The sequence below is a fragment of the Halalkalibacter sp. HAAS-P013 genome, from assembly GCF_056619925.1.
This window is the reverse complement of sequence record NZ_JBWQTU010000001.1, coordinates 331,120-348,350: the sequence shown is the minus strand read 5'-3', so window position 1 is coordinate 348,350 and position 17,231 is coordinate 331,120. Positions and strand designations below refer to the sequence as shown.

Genomic DNA, 17,231 nt, shown 5'->3' with positions numbered 1-17,231 from the left:
TTAATTACCTCCTTTTCTTTAATAAAGTTTTCATGACCTTCGCAACAGATGCTGAGGAGGAAACTGGGGTGAGTGTCTGATTTATAAAATGGGCACTTTGTTTCACAAGGGATTGTTTGTAATAAAGGGCATTCGTGATTTTTTTAAATATTTTTGAAAGGTCTTCCTTGTTCGAGACAACAGGACCTGCCTTAGCTTTAACTAAATGAGCATGGTAGTCGTTATGGCTTCGGTCATAGTGGTAAGGGATAGTTGGTTGTAAGACAATGATTGCTTTTTTAAACATAGCAGCTTCAATTGCACTGTTAGATGATACGGTCATTAAATAGTCAGTATGGCAAAGAACGTCATATAGTGAGTGGTCTTTTGACAACACGATGATTTTTGCGGTCGGTCTAAAAAGTGCTTTAAAATCAGTTTTATCGTTAGGGTGTGGTTTGATTAAAACTGTTGCATTCCGCAAAGAAGATAAGCTCTGTTGAATCCAACCAACAATTGTTGAATTCACTTGTTTATTAAAAGGTTGTGAAGCAAAAGTGATGACAGTGTGGTCTTCAGGAATTGATAACATTTTATAAAATTGTTGTTTGCTTCTACATTTGAAGTCTTTTGCTGATTCAAAGTTAATATTTCCTGTTTTGGTTATTTTTGACGGTGGTATCCCCCTTTTAATCAGCCAATCCTGTTGGTTTTTTCCCCACACACAATAATGCGAAGCTCTTGTAGGTATGAGCGATGCATCCCCAATTAAAACTTGAGGGATATTTACAAATGGCAAATGATATTTTGCAGCTAGGAGGGATAGTGTTGTACCAGGGTTAATGATTTCCGATCGAGCAGTAATGACCTTAATAGGTTCCTTCCTGATAAGAATGTCTAATATTTTTATATTCTTTATTGCAACTTTAATATGAGTGATTAGCCATTTCTTAAAGGTTGAACGACTAAACAACCTGTGATTTCGCATCTTTCTCAGTATGATATTCATTCGATTTAACAATACTTTTTGTGCTTTTTTAGGAATTTTCTGAGTGGTTAATTTTTTACTGTAATTAAATACTTTCATCTGTCTTGGCAAAGTAGATCTCTTGAGGATTTTTTGATCTTCTCTATCTGATATTGTAAACAAAATATTAGCTTTCGGGAAAGACTTTAATGCAAATGGAGCTAGCCTTCCAGGGAGTAAAATGGTATTCCTATGCTTTACGGTAAGGAGATTTCTTTTTATCCTTGGTAATCGTGCTAACTTTAATTGAACGTCTCTCATTGTTGTAATCTGATGTTTTTTTTTGAGTGTAGTTATTAATTTTGTATTCGTTACATTTTTGTTTACAAAAGATTGTATATAGCGGTGAAAAGGCCTTAATACAACCGGGGGAATTTCAATCCCTCTATATTTTAAAGATTGGAATGTTTCAAAGAACTCTTTTGTTAATCCATATCTCAAAATAAAATGGTTATTTAATTGTAGGTCACCGTACATCGTCATCTCTCCTTTGAAGACATAACTATAGTTTTCTTTACCGTAACAACTCTATTACATATTCATCCATTATTTCCCACTAATGAATAGTTAATTTTTTGATACCACGAAAGGGTTTTTCGATATTGCTCTTCAATCGAAACTAGGGCTGAATCTGTATGAGAAGAAAGAAAGGATTGCACTAGGGAAAATAAACCAGGTTTAAAGTCTTTATCAATTTGCTCTTTGGTGGCGACTCTTTCCAAAGAGAATGTTTCAAATTGTTGTTCCTGTAATTGTTCTAAAGGACGTAAAATTAGGCGTCTTTTTTTCGTTATTAATTCGATCCCCCATCTACCTGGGCCATCCCAATTAGCGTGGTAAGAAAAAAGAGCGTTCTTTTCTGTGATGCCTGCTCCAGCAAACACTGAAGCAGAAGGATGCCAATCCGTCCCCCCTTTGGAGTAACAAGTGATTTGTTGAGGTTCTCCTCCTAAATAAAAGGCCAAGTCAATCACATGTGAAGAATTGGCTAATAACCAATTTTCTTTCACTTTAGAGTTAATGGAGGTTTTAGAAATAAGATGGGATAGTTCGGTAAACTCAAAATGAAAGGAGTCAATTCCTCCATCTTGTTCAATAATTGCTTTAGCTTTTTTAGTTGAAGCATAAAAACGTCTATTATATGCAACATACACCTTAGCTTTTTGTTTTTTTGTTTCTTGCACGATCATTTCAATTTCTTTCCCATTTACTCCACCGGGTTTTTCAACAAGTATATGTTTGCAGCCGTATTTCAACAGGGTAAGAGTGGAAGAAGAAAGTTCTTCCACGTTTACACATACAATTGCAGAGGAGACAGGCCAAGTGTTCTCTTCTAAAAAATTAGTTAGACCACCAGTTTCAGGGGTTATACCTGTTTGGTCTTTGAACCTTTCAGCAGAAGCAGTACTACGCCCTACACAAATAAAAGGTACATTTTGTTTCTTTAGTACGTTAGCATATTCAATTGCCATTTTTCCTGCCCCAACCAATAGAATCGGATTTATGTTATTGGACATATTGGCTCCCCCCAATTTGAGTAAGTTTGGAGATGTTGAGTTAGAGAATCAAGTAAAGGACGATGTAATTGCCATGATGTTGAATAAGCAGGAAGGTCGCATTTATTCTCATCAAATATTTGTTGAGCGATTAAATGCGTAAGTTTACTTTGAAAAGGCACTTCGAAATCAATTTCTTTCCATTTCCAATGTGGAGAGGATGAAATCCATGCTTTATTCTCATTAAACTTAGCAATACACCGTATATCCACAGTATTTATTTGTAATAAGAGAGGGGCTTCCCCTGTTGGATAAGAAGTAATGGTAATATGATTTCCTCCCTTGCTTTTTCCTTTCAATGTCCCTGTAAACTCAATAAATCCCTTGCGTTTGTTATCGATGAAATTTTTGTCAAGATTCGATGCATCTAACGTAATATTCGTTTCATTCGTTAAATAAGAAAAAAGGTCAAGGTGATGTATGGTGTTAGATGCTAGATTAAAATTTTGACCGCTTAAAGAATACTCTATCAGATTAGGAACTTCAGTTTTTTTGATTATTGACTTTTTAAGCTTTTGAAATAATGGATACATTCTAAGTGGACAATTTACCCAAGTCTTGACTTCTTTTTTTTGTAGTAAATTATTTATTTCTATAAAATGAGCAGGGTGTTGGAAGACAACTTTTTCAAGAATAAGGTTTTGAACATTTTTTAGAGATAGTAACTTTTCCACGATCGATTTTCTGACATCTGCTGTAGTTGCGATGATGACCAAATCTAAGTTAGCAGAAAGAGATGTAATATCGGTTAAGTACTCAACCTGTTGAGTACATCTTGGAGCTTCCATTTCTAGATAACATTTACTTGCTTGCTTTAATGCATGAAGATTTGGATCTACCACTTGGATATGAATAGGCCGATCAATCAGTGTAAGGGCTTGAAGGTGTCGTCTTCCAATCTGACCCATCCCAATAATCGCAATTTTCTTGGTCATATTACATTCACCCTTTCACTAAAGATATAATTCTATTTACCTAGTACTTAGACCATATAGGGGTTATATATTTTTACTCCTATTTTGATAATTTGTGTTCAATTATAAGAGGGCTGATAGGAAAAGGTTCCACTTTATCTTTTAAAGATACTTGCTTTGAGAGAGTAGATAGATAGATAGGATTTTTTACTAATTGTAAAAATAACTGGTTTGTGTCATCTTCACTACTTATAAACTTCGGGCGACCTTTTAAATAATAAAAGTGTTTCGGTGATCCATAGAAAACTACTGGCTTTTTACATAAAAAACCCTCATAAGCCACAGTTGAAAAAGGAGTGATAATTAAGTGACACCATTGCATTAAGCTTTGCAGGGTGGTTTCTTCATGAGAATATAGTTTGGCGTGAGCCGAATTAATCATATTTTCATAGTTACTTCTTTTTTGATCTGGATGTAATTTATAAGAAATTGAAATTTTACCTTGGAAATTTTTAGCGGCATTTTCTATATTTCTGATCATTGTACGATTAAATCGTAAACCTAAAGGTTGCAGAGCTATTAAGATTTTGACAGGTTCGTTGTTTTGTAGAGAACAATCTTTCTGCTTATTAGGTAAACTCAGGTTGTTCCTTTCTATAAGAATAGGGGGGACTATTTTTATTTTTTGGGAAGGAGCCCCAAATGATAATAAATAATCTCGGTGAGAGGCTCCCCATACCAAGTTTAAATCGGCATTAACTGGTAAATGTCCAAGTTCCCCCATAATACCGTGTTGAAAGTTAATTGTTTTTATTTTTCTGCTTTGGGCAAATGTTGTAATTAATGCACCATAACGGTTAATGGTCGAGCCATACAAAACCTTTGTAATGGAATACTTTTTAAACAATGTATGGACTTTTCTAATTTTTATTAGAAGATTTTTCGTGTTTTTCCTCATCCATCTCCTAAAAGACTTTGACCGCAAGAAAGAGGGAGTAGTTCGTGACTTGAAAATTTTGTTCAATTTATTTTGTACTCTTAGCTCTTTTATCTTATTTATTTTTGCTTCTGGAATGTGAGGTAAATACAATAAGGGTCTACATCCTTTATTTTTTCGAGCTTTTGCATATTCCTTCTTATGATGAGCTAAATAGACGCATTGGTGATTTTTAAAGTGCCTAGTCAATGGGTACAAATTTGAGCGCACTAGTAATTTTTTTTCTTGTTGAATTCTTGGCTGTTCGTTTATTAAAAAAGGTTCACAAGCAGTGTGAATCTGCTTCTGTAAAGGCGTATTCTTTTTCCAATAAAAGGCCGACTTATAGTTCTGTTTTACATATTTTTGAAACTCCCTGAGGAGGGGGAGGTTGATTGGTACATGGTCATAATAGATATTTTTAAAAACAGTTAGAAACTCAACCGTACATAACCAAATAATATGATTGTATTCTTTCATATAAACTCTACTCCTTTTTGGGAGAAAGGCTTTTAGATAATAACGATCTATCTCTAAAAAGCTGTTCTAGTTAGATTAATAAGGGAGTATTCTACTGATTAAAATGGTGAAAATGTTGTTTCTTGATGGCTGCAAGTATAGGTAAATGCTATATAAATTAACTCCATTTTCAGTGATAGGTAAAAGCTGACTTCTATCACTTGATAAATTTACAAATACCAACCCTCTCCTCAATTATCTTCGTTCTTTTTCATATGCATCTAATAATTCTATAATCTCTCTTTCATCAATTGGATCTATTTGATCAGATCGAAGAATGGGCATTGATGTTTTGGTAAAGTGATAAAAAGATGAACAACCTTCGGGGAGCACTACATATAATTCATTGTCTTCTACAACACGTTCACTTTCATGAAAAGATATTAATTCCTCGAATAATTTTTCCCCAGTTCGTTTACCAATTGATTTAATCGGCGGTATGTTGAACCCTTTTTTTTCATAATATTTTTTAAGCGTTTTAGCTAATGTCAATATCTCCAGAGACTTCATTTTAAAGATGAATGTTTCTCCTCCTTTCGAGTAAAATGCAGACTTTAGAGTAAGCTGTGCGGCATCGGCAATACTCATGATAAATCGTGTCATCTTAGGGTCAGTAATTGTTAGTGTTTTACCAGACTTAACTTGATTAATAAATAGTGGAATGACAGACCCTCTAGAGTTAATCACATTACCAAAGCGAACGGAACAAAAAATGGTTTGATGATTGTTTAGTAATAGGTTTGCGTTATAGAAAAGCTTTTCAGCTATATGCTTTGTTGCACCCATGGTGTTAGTAGGGTTAACAGCTTTATCTGTACTAACGTTTATAACTTTTTTAACCTTATTAAATATGCATGCTTTGATGACATTTTCACTGCCTAAAATATTGGTTTTTACGGCCTCGAAGGGATGATCTTCACAAATAGGTACCTGTTTTAAGGCAGCTACATGAAAAACAATATCTATGCCTCTTGTTGCGTATTCTACAGAATCGTAATCACGAATATCACCTAAAATAAAGTCTATATTGGAATAGTTTGTATAGGTTTGTTTCATTAAATATTGCCTGCTATCATCTTTATTAAAAATAATAATTTTTTTAGGTTCACATTCTAATAAGGTAGTGACAATACATTGGCCGATTGATCCAGTCCCACCTGTAACTAAGATCTTTTTGTCTTTAAAATAATCTTGTATTAACGAGAAGCCATCCATAAGAATTTCCCTCCCTACAGTACATTTCTTATAGTTAAGGTATGTATCAGAGTTTTTCATGTCTAGATAAAAAACTACTTTTGTAAAACAAATGATTAATTCGGGCTTTCATTTGAAACCTATTGGTCTATGTAAGCTGAAAATCTAATAACATATATATTGATGCTTAGTGTGAAGGAGGAGGAGGAAAATGATTATTCCACTGTCAAAGCCGGACATTTCTAATTTAGAAAAAGGCTATGTAAGTGAAGTTTTGGAATCTGGTCAATTAAGTATGGGAAGAAAAACTCAAGCGTTTGAAAGCCAATTTCGATCCCAATTTAATGCTGGCTATGCTGTGGCAATGAATAGTGGAACAAGTGCCCTGCACATCGCTGTAAAAACACTTGGGTTAAAAAAAGGTGATGAAGTTATTACAACCCCTTATAGCTTTATTGCTTCAGGTAATTGTTTAGTTTATGAGGGGGTAAAGCCTATTTTTATAGATATTGATTCAAGTACTTTAAATATGGATGTTTCAAAAATAGAACAAGCGATTACCTCTAAGACAAAAGCGATTTTAGCAGTTCATATTTTTGGTCAGCCATGTAAGATGGATGACATTTTAGCGATAGCTAACAAATATAATTTATTTGTAATTGAAGATGCTTGTGAAGCAATTGGAGCGGAATGGGATGGGGCTCCGGTTGGTCTTTTAGGAGATGTCGGTGTATTTGCTTTTTATCCAAATAAACAAATTACTACTGGTGAAGGGGGAATCTTAGTCACAAACAGAGAGGATATTTATAAAATGTCTTCTGTTCTAAGAAACCAAGGAAGAAGCTTAACGAGCCAATGGCTTGAACATGATTTTATTGGCTATAATTATCGGATGTCAGAACTACAAGCTGCTGTTGGAGTGGCGCAAATGGAACGCTTAACGGAGATTCTCCACAAGAGAGAGCACGCAGCTTTACGCTATATTGAATTAATAAATAAATATAAGCTGCCAGTAACGATGCCAACAATATTAAGTAAATGTAAGATAAGTTGGTTTGTTTTTATTATTATTCTTCCTGAAAATACGAATAGAGAATCGGTAATGTCATTCCTTGAAAATAATGGCGTACATACAAAGCCTTATTTTCCTTCTATTCATTTGCAGAATAGCTTTAAAACTCTATTTAATTATCGGCCTGGCAGCTTTCCTGTTAGCGAAGAAATGTCTACACGTACGTTAGCAATTCCATTTTTTTCGAATATAACTATGGAAGAGCAAACTTATGTAATTAATAAATTACAACAAGCTTTATGACTATACAACAAACATCAATGTAAGAAAGGGTTGGGGAAATGCCTTTCAAACTTGGAACAAAAACGGTGACGGAAGAGAGTCAAGTGTATATCATTGCTGAAATTGGAATAAACCATAACGGATCATTATCATTAGCAAAACAACTGATAGATGTAGCAAAAGAGGCTGGAGCTGATGCAGTAAAGTTTCAAACGTATCAAACTGAACATTTGGTGACCATGAAAAGTCGATTAGCATCCTATCAAAAAAATGGTAAACATTCCTCTCAATATGACATGCTAAAAAAATATCAATTAAATAAACAAGAGTTCAAAGATCTTAAGATGTTCTGTGAAGCCAAGGGAATCACTTTTATTTCTACTCCATTTGATATGAAAAGTGCAGAAATATTAGAAGAATTAGACGTGGATGCTTATAAAGTTGGAAGTGGTGATTTAACACATTACCCTCTGCTTGAGCAGCTTGCATCCTATAACAAACCACTTATCCTTTCAACGGGGATGGCAACATTAGAAGAAATACAAGATGCTGTACAAATCCTTCCCCAAAATACACCACTAGCCCTTCTACATTGTACTTCAGCCTATCCAGCTCCTTTTAATGACATTCACTTAAGGGTAATAAATACGTTAAAGGAACATTTTGATTGTATCATTGGTTATTCAGACCATACATTAGGAGTAGAAATACCATACGCAGCTACATGTCTTGGTTATAAAATCATTGAAAAACATCTTACTCTTGATAATACTTTAGAGGGACCTGACCATAAATCATCTTTAAACCCAAAAAAATTCAGTAAAATGGTCAAAGGGATAAGACAAATCGAAGTCGCACTTGGCGGTACAATAAAGCAGGTAACACCATCCGAATTAGATACAAAAAATACGGTAAGAAGAGGAATTTATCTTTGCAATGAGATAAGCAAGGGGCATACAATTTCCAGAGAAGATTTAACTTACTTAAGACCAGCAGACCATATTGAGGCAAAATATTATAAAGAAGTCATAGGAAAAAAAGTCAAATGTGGGAAGAAGGTTGGATCACCGTTACGGTGGGAAGATTTAGAAACATGAAAGAAAGGAAGGTTTGTTTTGGAAAAAAATACTAAGAAGCTCTTATGTTTTACAGGTACTCGAGCAGACTATGGTATTTATAGGCCTTTATTATTTGAAATAGAAAGATGTCCCTTTATTAATTTGCAACTTGTTGTAACTGGTATGCATCTATTGGAAGAATACGGAAAAACAATCAATGAACTGCGAAAGGATCCATTTCATATCCTTTCTACTCCCTCCATTTTAATAAAGGGAGACTCTAGAGAAGCTATGGCCAAGTCAACAGGATTGGCCTCTATACATTTTGCAGACATTATTAAACAAGCAAAACCAGATGGGATTCTTATTCTAGGAGATCGAGGAGAAATGATATCTGCTGCTATCACGGCTCACTACCAAAATGTATCGATATTTCACCTTCATGGAGGTGAGAAGTCTGGATCTGCAGATGATGCGATCCGGCATGCAATATCAAAATTATCCAACTACCATTTTGTATCTTCGTTTGAATCAAAAAAACGCTTAGTTTCAATTGGTGAAAAAGAATCAAACATCTTTGTTATTGGGTCTTTACGTAAACACGATGTCCAAAACATAAAAAGTATGGACCATGAAACAAAACAATCCCTTTCTAAAAAATTAAAGTTATCTAAAAGTAAAAAAAAGATTTTGTTTGTCATGCATCCAGATTCTAAAGAAAATATTTCTTTCTATAACCAAATTAATGAAGCTTTAATTGCTTTAAAGGAGTTTCGTGAGACACAGATTTTTCTTCTAGGGACGAATAGTGATGCTGGTGGGGAAGTATTTCATAAATACATTAGTGAGTTTGTTGGTCAAAATGAAAATGCTAACTTTTTTGAGTCTCTTCCACCGAATGAATATTTGTTTTTGTTGTCCCAGGTAAATGTAATGGTGGGTAATAGCAGTAGTGGTATTATCGAAGCCCCTTTTTTAAATTTGCCATTTATTAATATAGGGAATAGACAAAAGGATAGGGAGCATGGTAATAATGTTTTTCATGTAGATTATCATTCGTCACACATTAAAAAGGAGATACAAACGGGATTATCCTTACAGATCAAAAACACAAAAAATCCTTATGATGTTGTAAATTCGCCTGCTGAAGAAATGATCAAATTTTTGAATCAACTTCTTAACAACCAGAAATAGGGATAACAAAATAATAAAATATAGGAAGTTATTGGTTGCGCAGAAAAGGGGATTAAGTTTACTCCTCTTTTTTTTTGCGCTACAACCTCATAAAATGGATTGGGGCTGTCACCTTTTTTTGGAACTGTACGAAAATTTTTTCATAACATGTACTATAAAAAGGTAGCAACAGAAAGGGGTGTAAATATGAATTTCTTAAGAGCCCTGCAACCTCAGAAGGTTAAAATCGGAGTATATATAAGTTCAAAAGCTATTCACAATCTATATATAAAACAAGAAACGAAATTTGCAATTAGAGAACTTGTGAAAGCAAATAATAGTTTAAATACTACTTTATTTTTCTTTTCACGTAAAGATGTAAACTTCGAACAGCTAACAATAAATGGAGTTTATTTTGATAATCAATCCCAAAAATGGATAAGGAAAGAGTACTCCTACCCGGATGTATTATATAGTCGTACACGGGAAATTAATAATAAAGTAAATATGGAACTACGTGAGAGTTTTATAAAAGAAGGAGTTTCCTTTTTAAATTCCCGAAGCGCCTTTGATAAATGGAACGTTCATAAGGAACTATCAATGGACCCAAAAGTCTCACAACATTTACCTGTTACAAAGTTGTACAACCACCCAAGGGACCTACGAAAAATGTTTGCTTATAATCGTTCAGTTTATATAAAACCAAGAATAGGAAGATTAGGAAATAGTATCATCCATGTGAGAATGGTTCCAAGGCAGGGGTATGAATACAAGTTTTTTTCGAAAAAGTCAGGAAGATTAGTATATCGAAAGGTAAAAACTTATAAGAAGTTAACTAAAGTTATCAGAAGAATATTAAGAGGTAAAAGCGCAATAATGCAGTCTGCTATTCATTCTATTAAGATTAATAATAGGATGGTAGATATGCGGGCGGAGATACAAAGAACAGGGAATGGTGAGTTAAAAGTAATGGATGTTTTTTCACGAATTGGAGCTAACAACTCCCCTATTACAAACTTGCCATCTGGTGCAGAGTTTTTTCGCTTTGATCCATTTGCTCGATCCTATTTAAATTATTCAGATGAAGAAGCAGACTTATTAAAACGTAGAATAGAAGTATTCCTAAAAACCATTCATGAAAGCATAGAAAAAGTGTATGGACCTATGGGTGAAACAGCTATAGATTTTGCTTTAGATTCCAAACAGATGCTATGGTTTATTGAATGTAACTCTACCTCTACTAAATTAGCTTTTTTAGTAGCAAAATCTCCTGAGCAAATAACAAAAAATGCATTTATTAATCCTTTGGAATACTGTATTTATCTTGCTAAACAAAAAAATAAGAACTAACAACAATCATTGACCAAAGTAGTGATTGCGACCTTTTGGCTGAATATTGAGTACAAATGTAGCCTTGTAGTAGTTTACAGGGCTTTTTAACATGGGGCTAATTACGGAACTTCACATTATTGGAAAAGACGTTTTTTTGTCCAATTAAAAAATCTATTCAAAAGGGATATTAAGTTACGTAGTGTCGTAGATTTTACCAAAGAAAAGGGTTTAAGGGAATAAAAAAAGCGTCTATTAAGACGCTAAATTTGGAGGTGCTAACTTTTGTAGTTAACCTACTAATTATTATATGTGAGTTCTCTTGAACTGCTTAGGTGAAAGGGACGTACTAGTAAAAAAAGGCTTATGATAGGGGCAGAAATATTTTGTACCTAAGGAAAGAGAGGATGAGTTTTGAAGTTCTCATTAACGCCGTTAATCAGCAATTATTGTTAAGTTCTAATTAGAATGCACTTCTACTGATCGTTATCTCAGGATAGTGGAAGAAGAGTTATTCTTAAGACCAAGAAAAAGACAACTCCATAGAATCCAAGGAGTTGCCTGTTAACTTAGGAGTTTCACTTCCTGACCTTAATATAGCTGTTTCAGCATCAAAACAGTGGTTTTCATGTGACCCTCTTTTGATGCGGTAACTACGCATTATTTGCAGGTTGAGCCTGAATTAAAAGAGTAACTTCCCCAATACCTTCTACTGTGATGGTTTCTTCTAAATTTACTGCTGGACAAGGAATTGTTAAAGTTTCACCAAGAACTTCAATCGTAACGAACCCATTCGCTTCAGGAAATGCCGCTTGTGCAAATACTGTAATTGGTTCAGGAAGTACAAGCTCACCTATTGCAGTTATTTCTACGGTAACTAAACAAAATGCTACTACACCCATTCGTAATCCTCCTTTCATCCTTTGTAGTACAGCTTATGCCTCCTCTCTCATTTTGTCTGGATGTTTAAGCTAGTAAAAAGATACATTTCACTTTTGGTTGCGGAGATAAGTGATCAACTTCTCAAATTTATTTCTTAGGAGGTAATTTAGTTAGAAATAAGGCATACTCTATCGGCTTTAAATAGACGGTTCGTATAAGTTGGTCATCCATTACGCGTTTAACGAACTTCTTCTGTGTCCTACCGTTCACTTCAATTATCCACGGTTTACAAAGATGATCGATTCCAAAATCTACGCTCATTTCCCCTAAATGTCCCAGCTTTCTTTCGATAGCCTTGGCAGCTTGTAAACTGATGTTTTCCATGTCTTTTAGATTAGTTGTTGAAAGCAAGGTCTTTCCCTTCTGCATATCATCGATGCTTCTTAACTCAGTAGAGAGATTAGTAAGGTAAGAATCGACTGTACCCACTCGGCTAAATCCTCCGGAAGTCGTCCATTGGCCTTGATGATCTTTCTGAACGTACATACGAACATCGTAAATTTTTTGATCGATACGGTCTAAAGGAATAAACTGTTGAATTAGATACCTCTTATTAGCTATTAGTTTATTGACTCCTCTTATAAACTCTTGTTTATTTGTTGTATAAATTTTTGAATGCAATCTGTCACTATTAATTAATTCAAGGAACTCTTTTTTTAAGTCTTGTTTATTATTTAACGTTTCCATTTCTGTTTCCGTATTTAAGCTCAAAGCCTCTTCTTTTAAGGGGGCTAACAAAGATGATAATAGTGTCTTGGCTCTTGTACTGCTTTTTGATAGATCGAAAAGCTTCTCGATTAATCCATTAACTTCTTTAATAGAATTCTGTTCACTTGTCGTATTTTTTTGTGGGTACACACTAGAATATAATCTGTAATCATTGTTTGTTTGTACAACCAAATAAACACCACGGCCTAACTGACCAATACTTGGTTTGAGGATGAGTTTGTCATATTTTTTCATTAATAACGATAGGGTGCTTGAGGAATATAGATGAGTTTCCGGTACATTATGACAAGCTGCACTGTCTTCTAATATGTTGTGGATTTCCCACTTGTCAAATCGAGTTATACAATTGAATACTCTTCCTTTTCCAATAAGCCTTTCTAGCTTGTTAGTTGTAGTTCTGTTAGACGAGTAACATCGGTTGTAGACTGCTTTAGGAAAGGAACAAGTTTTCCATTTCCATCTCCCATTTTTGAAAAGAAGCCCGCGGATTTTTTTCTTCGACCATTTAATTCCTCGAGGTCTAAATACTAACAAGTCGACATGTAAATCTTTTACCATTTCTAAAGCCGTTAATTGCTTTGGGTTGTGAACCATAATACCAATTAATGTTTTTTTCATAGACATCACCTAGAATAATATATGCGGCCAAGCTATGCCTAGTTTAGTCAATTATCTTGAAGTTTTGTCCCATTTCTTTACTTTTAATAGAATGGTCATTTTGGAAGCTTTAACACTAAAAATTTTACTGGGTACGTGCTCAAATTGTTTGTCATAATCATAGTTTAGTTTGATTAGCTAAAACAAATGCAGGGGGACTGACTAACAAAAATTAAATCTATATCTAATTTTAGCCGCCCGCCAAGGCTAGAACATTTTTTCTTATATGGTTTCTAAGGAATATTTATAGGAGTTGGGATCATGCGGACTATTGTGTTCATTGAAACAAATAAATCTGGTTCAAGCAGGGAAGCAATTAAGGCAGCAGAACGAATGGGGTATTTGACTGTGCTTTTAACAAAAAGAAAAAAGTTTTTGGCACAACGGGAGGAGTTCCCAGATGTGCATCAGATGTATTATGTAAAAGTCATTGAAATCAATAATTTAGCAGAGAAGGTGGTTTTTCTTAGACGACAAGGGAAACAGATCGTTGCTGTACTTAGTTTTATTGACCCGTTCGTTCAGGTTGCTGCAAAATTATCAAACGTATTTTGTGACGCGGCCTTTGACATGGATGCCATATCAAAAATGGAGGATAAAATTCTAACTCGACAAACGTTAGAAGGACTATCGATATCTCCTTGCTATACGATCATTGATCAAAATGATGGTGAAATCGGTCAAATGAAGGATGCTTTACCTTGTTTACCTTTGATAGTAAAAGCACCTGTTTCGACAGGTTCTAAGGATGTATTTTATGTAGAGGATGAACAACAATTACAATTAGCATTTCAATCAATAATCGAGAAATACCCAAACCAGCAAATACTTATAGAAGAGTATTTGGATGGTCCTCAGTATTTATTGGAAGTGTTGGTGCAAAATGGTGTTGGTAGAGTCGTTGCGGTCATTGAACAGGAGGTTTCCAAACAAGATCGTTTTATTGTTACTGGATATGGGTTACTAGCTATGGTGAATAAAAAAATGAAACAAAGTCTAGATCAAGTAGTGAAGTCCATTATAAATGCATTTAACATGCAAAATGGTTCATTTCATTTAGAGTTAAAACGCGTTAATGATCAGTGGAAGCTAATTGAAATTAACCCGAGGATTTCAGGAGGCGTCATGAATCGCCTCATTGAAGTAGCGTTTGGTATCAACCTTGTTGAAGAAACGATTAATTTGTATACAGGACAAAAAGTCATGCTTCGAAAACGAAATGCAAAATTTGCTTACGCTCACTATTTAACGGTTCAATCAAAGGGAAGATTGAAAAAGGTAACAGGAAAACAGCGTGCATTACGTCACGATGGAGTGGAGGAGGTATATATAAAACCTCGTAAAGGGGCATTCATGACATCGCCTTTGTCGATGGGGCATAGGTATGGTTACGTGTTATCTTCTGCTTACACCTTAACCGAAGCAAAAACAATTGCAAAAAACGCTGCGGAAGAAATTCAATTTCATTTGCAACCAGTCTAACGAAAAGGAGGTTCATGAACATTGGTAACGGTAGGGATGCTTTCACATCGTAAAGACCCAAAAACGGTATTTAAATCCTATGCCTATGCAGCTGCTGCCAAAATGGAAGGAGTGGAATTTTATTTTTTCTCACCTGGTCGTGTTCATTTTGATTCCGGAACAATAGAAGGGTGGGTTTATGAAAACGGTCAATGGATTCAAAAAGTTGTCCCTTTTCCGGATGTTATTTATAACGCCAGTCCACCTCAGACTGACAAACAAGAGGAGATAGTTGAGCGGTTAGGTGAAATGATTCCGTTCACAAGTCATTCAATCGGTAGTAAGTTGGACGTTTTTCAAAAGATAAAAGGTGCCAAAACATTTGCCGAATATTTAATTCCATCCATAGAGGTGATAAAACCCCAAGATGTGTTTGAATTTCTTATGCAATATAAGGACATTGTTTTAAAGCCACTTTACGGACATAAAGGACAAAACATTATCCATGTTAAGAAAAACGAAGAAACCTATTTCATTCAACAAGATAAGAACAATACAGTTTTCATGAATTCAGCAAAATTTACGGATTTTATAACTTCCTTATTAAAAAATATGACTTATCTTGCCCAAGTTTTTATAGAGTCAAAAACGAAAAGTGGATTGGCTACGCATTTCCGGTTACATGTACAAAAAGATGGGGAAGGAGAGTGGAATTTAACAACCATTTTTCCTTGTATTGCGCAACAAGGATTTGTAGCTAATATTAGCAGTGGTGGCTTTACAATGATATTTGAGGATTTTTTAAAACAGGAATTTCATGATGAATATTACAATATAAAAAGGTATTTGGAACAGTTTTCTATTCAATTTTCGAAACACTTTGACGGTTTATATCAATACAAACTTGATGAATTGGGGATAGATATAGGATTGGATAAGAATCAGAAAATCTGGATTTTTGAAGTGAACTGGAGACCAGGTACCCCGCCTACATTTTCTCTTGAGTTAGATGTTGCAAAACAAATGATCCGTTATGCTCGTTATTTAGCAATAAAAAATTAATACGTATGTAAGAAGGGAGTTTCAACTGTGATTGCAAAAGAATGTGTTAATGCAACGAACTGTATATGCAAGTCAGCAATTAAAATTGAAAGGTTACAAAATAAATATGATTGCTCTTGTGATAAAATTATTGTACCAATCATCTTATATAGTAAAGATTTCACACCTCTCAAAGCTTTTGGAAATGTTGGAGATGTTGAGGATGATTGCTTTGGGTGCTTTGAGACGAATATTTTTAAAATAGAAGAAATTTGCAAAACAACTTGTTGTGGAAAATTATCGTTGTTACGACCTATTGATGAAAATGGCTGCATAGCTAAATCGATATGTGAAACGTCTCGTTTAGAGGAGACTGATTTTTGTATAGAGGTTAATTTTCATTGCTTTTTTGCTCTCCAACGTTTATCAATGGCACTAGTAAACCGACCTTTAGGCGGTAATGGCCCTAAATGATTATAAACTAAAAAGGATAGGAGAGGGTATCCCTCACTATCCTATTCTCATGATAGGACTCCTTTCATTAGAATTTGTTAGAGTTGTTATATGCCATATACTTCTTAATCGTTCGATACATACGTAAATCACTTAATTTACGAAATCCCTTAATTCCAGGTAAAGAGTTCGCTTCAATGATCCAGACTTTTCCACTTTTATCAACGGCAAGGTCGATTCCCCAAATTGTTCGTTTTGGAAATGAAGAAGTTATACATGTTACAGCGTTTAAAGCTACCCTATCCAAATCGGTAATAATTTTGTTTAGATTTGAATGTTTAATATTAGACTTTTGAAGAGCTTTTTTTACAGTAATCACACGGGCCCCTTTTTTCAAATTTGTAGTGATCAATCCAGCTCTCGCTATTTTTGCATACTTACCTGTTATGACCCAGTCTGATTTCACTCCTTTTCGCTGAACGATATAACGAAAGTCAATTGGCTTTTTATTTATTGTTGCTAATGGAATGCAATATTGAACAATGTACGAATGTTTTCCTTTTTTTTGTTTTCGTAAATAATGTTCAAGATTTTCTCTTCCTTTAACTACCTTTTTATTAGGGCCATTATGAACTTCAAACACTTTATCGTTGATCTTAGAAATTTTAATAACGTTTTTCCCGCCGAACCCTATTAACGGTTTAACCATCACTACTTGATGTTTATGAAGCATTTCCCAAAAAAAATGTCTACTAAATTTATGTGTTTCAGGCAAGTGCGAGCCTAGGTGCTTATTCTTCATTAAAAGTTGGTTTTTATACAATTTACTTTCTCTTCTAAACCAATAGCTTCTACCCAATGTTATGAATCACCTCCACGCAATGTTCTTATACGATTGTTATATGAGGTTTTCATAAAAATGATTGTTT

At 34.4% G+C, this 17,231-nt stretch carries 15 protein-coding genes; 7 read left to right on the top strand and 8 right to left on the bottom strand.

Annotated elements, in window-relative coordinates; all coding sequences use genetic code 11:
- Positions 1–4: 4 nt before the first annotated feature.
- From AC1FXP_RS01865 to AC1FXP_RS01845, 5 genes are all read right to left on the bottom strand, one after another.
- Positions 5–1,483 carry a CDP-glycerol glycerophosphotransferase family protein gene (locus AC1FXP_RS01865; protein WP_480058265.1) on the bottom strand — a complete coding sequence of 493 codons (1,479 nt, stop codon included), beginning with the start codon at positions 1,481–1,483 and terminating at the stop codon, positions 5–7.
- A gap of 62 nt (positions 1,484–1,545) precedes the next feature.
- Positions 1,546–2,523: a Gfo/Idh/MocA family protein gene (locus AC1FXP_RS01860; RefSeq protein ID WP_480058263.1), complete on the bottom strand. Its 978-nt coding sequence runs from the start codon at positions 2,521–2,523 to the stop codon at positions 1,546–1,548.
- The gene (locus AC1FXP_RS01855) at positions 2,508–3,497 is read right to left on the bottom strand and encodes a Gfo/Idh/MocA family oxidoreductase (protein ID WP_480058261.1); all 990 of its coding nucleotides are present in this window, start codon (positions 3,495–3,497) and stop codon (positions 2,508–2,510) included. The genes AC1FXP_RS01860 and AC1FXP_RS01855 overlap by 16 nt, the downstream gene beginning before the upstream one ends.
- Before the next feature lie 79 nt (positions 3,498–3,576).
- On the bottom strand, positions 3,577–4,932 hold the full coding sequence (locus AC1FXP_RS01850) for a CDP-glycerol glycerophosphotransferase family protein (RefSeq protein ID WP_480058259.1): 1,356 nt from the start codon (positions 4,930–4,932) through the stop codon (positions 3,577–3,579).
- Positions 4,933–5,166: 234 nt separating this feature from the next.
- Positions 5,167–6,186, bottom strand: a complete 1,020-nt coding sequence (locus AC1FXP_RS01845; RefSeq protein WP_480058257.1) for an SDR family NAD(P)-dependent oxidoreductase — start codon at positions 6,184–6,186, stop codon at positions 5,167–5,169.
- A 190-nt stretch (positions 6,187–6,376) separates the two neighbouring features.
- Here AC1FXP_RS01845 and AC1FXP_RS01840 point away from each other — a divergent pair, with 190 nt between their 5' ends.
- From AC1FXP_RS01840 to AC1FXP_RS01825, 4 genes are all read left to right on the top strand, one after another.
- Positions 6,377–7,480 (top strand): DegT/DnrJ/EryC1/StrS family aminotransferase, encoded by a 1,104-nt coding sequence (locus tag AC1FXP_RS01840; RefSeq protein WP_480058255.1) that lies wholly within the window; start codon positions 6,377–6,379, stop codon positions 7,478–7,480.
- Positions 7,481–7,563: 83 nt separating this feature from the next.
- Entirely contained in the window at positions 7,564–8,556 is a 993-nt protein-coding gene (gene neuB, locus AC1FXP_RS01835; protein WP_480058254.1) for an N-acetylneuraminate synthase, read from the top strand.
- Between the two features lie 18 nt (positions 8,557–8,574).
- Positions 8,575–9,711 (top strand): UDP-N-acetylglucosamine 2-epimerase, encoded by a 1,137-nt coding sequence (gene neuC / locus AC1FXP_RS01830; protein ID WP_480058252.1) that lies wholly within the window; start codon positions 8,575–8,577, stop codon positions 9,709–9,711.
- Between the two features lie 186 nt (positions 9,712–9,897).
- Positions 9,898–11,040 carry a YheC/YheD family endospore coat-associated protein gene (locus AC1FXP_RS01825; RefSeq protein ID WP_480058251.1) on the top strand — a complete coding sequence of 381 codons (1,143 nt, stop codon included), beginning with the start codon at positions 9,898–9,900 and terminating at the stop codon, positions 11,038–11,040.
- A 632-nt stretch (positions 11,041–11,672) separates the two neighbouring features.
- Here the strand turns inward: AC1FXP_RS01825 and AC1FXP_RS01820 are convergent.
- Both AC1FXP_RS01820 and AC1FXP_RS01815 read right to left on the bottom strand, forming a co-directional pair.
- Complete coding sequence (locus AC1FXP_RS01820; protein ID WP_480058249.1) at positions 11,673–11,921, bottom strand: hypothetical protein; 249 nt, start codon at positions 11,919–11,921, stop codon at positions 11,673–11,675.
- A gap of 127 nt (positions 11,922–12,048) precedes the next feature.
- On the bottom strand, positions 12,049–13,308 hold the full coding sequence (locus AC1FXP_RS01815) for a YheC/YheD family protein (RefSeq protein WP_480058247.1): 1,260 nt from the start codon (positions 13,306–13,308) through the stop codon (positions 12,049–12,051).
- Between the two features lie 300 nt (positions 13,309–13,608).
- On the opposite strand from AC1FXP_RS01815, the gene AC1FXP_RS01810 reads away from it, so the two are divergent.
- The 3 genes from AC1FXP_RS01810 to AC1FXP_RS01800 are packed head-to-tail and all read left to right on the top strand — an operon-like array spanning position 13,609 to position 16,323.
- Positions 13,609–14,829, top strand: a complete 1,221-nt coding sequence (locus AC1FXP_RS01810; RefSeq protein ID WP_480058245.1) for an ATP-grasp domain-containing protein — start codon at positions 13,609–13,611, stop codon at positions 14,827–14,829.
- Between the two features lie 21 nt (positions 14,830–14,850).
- Positions 14,851–15,870, top strand: a complete 1,020-nt coding sequence (locus tag AC1FXP_RS01805) for a YheC/YheD family endospore coat-associated protein (protein WP_480058244.1) — start codon at positions 14,851–14,853, stop codon at positions 15,868–15,870.
- Positions 15,871–15,897: 27 nt separating this feature from the next.
- Positions 15,898–16,323: a CotY/CotZ family spore coat protein gene (locus tag AC1FXP_RS01800; RefSeq protein WP_480058243.1), complete on the top strand. Its 426-nt coding sequence runs from the start codon at positions 15,898–15,900 to the stop codon at positions 16,321–16,323.
- Between the two features lie 67 nt (positions 16,324–16,390).
- On the opposite strand, the gene AC1FXP_RS01795 is transcribed toward AC1FXP_RS01800, so the two are convergent.
- Positions 16,391–17,125 carry a YheC/YheD family protein gene (locus AC1FXP_RS01795; protein WP_480058241.1) on the bottom strand — a complete coding sequence of 245 codons (735 nt, stop codon included), beginning with the start codon at positions 17,123–17,125 and terminating at the stop codon, positions 16,391–16,393.
- Positions 17,126–17,231: the final 106 nt, after the last annotated feature.

Coding starts and splice junctions, on each gene's coding strand:
- AC1FXP_RS01865 (WP_480058265.1), bottom strand. CDS start 1,483: ATGTACGGTGACCTACAATTAAATAACCATTTTATTTTGAGATATGGA.
- AC1FXP_RS01860 (WP_480058263.1), bottom strand. CDS start 2,523: ATGTCCAATAACATAAATCCGATTCTATTGGTTGGGGCAGGAAAAATG.
- AC1FXP_RS01855 (WP_480058261.1), bottom strand. CDS start 3,497: ATGACCAAGAAAATTGCGATTATTGGGATGGGTCAGATTGGAAGACGA.
- AC1FXP_RS01850 (WP_480058259.1), bottom strand. CDS start 4,932: ATGAAAGAATACAATCATATTATTTGGTTATGTACGGTTGAGTTTCTA.
- AC1FXP_RS01845 (WP_480058257.1), bottom strand. CDS start 6,186: ATGGATGGCTTCTCGTTAATACAAGATTATTTTAAAGACAAAAAGATC.
- AC1FXP_RS01840 (WP_480058255.1), top strand. CDS start 6,377: ATGATTATTCCACTGTCAAAGCCGGACATTTCTAATTTAGAAAAAGGC.
- AC1FXP_RS01825 (WP_480058251.1), top strand. CDS start 9,898: ATGAATTTCTTAAGAGCCCTGCAACCTCAGAAGGTTAAAATCGGAGTA.
- AC1FXP_RS01820 (WP_480058249.1), bottom strand. CDS start 11,921: ATGGGTGTAGTAGCATTTTGTTTAGTTACCGTAGAAATAACTGCAATA.
- AC1FXP_RS01815 (WP_480058247.1), bottom strand. CDS start 13,308: ATGAAAAAAACATTAATTGGTATTATGGTTCACAACCCAAAGCAATTA.
- AC1FXP_RS01810 (WP_480058245.1), top strand. CDS start 13,609: ATGCGGACTATTGTGTTCATTGAAACAAATAAATCTGGTTCAAGCAGG.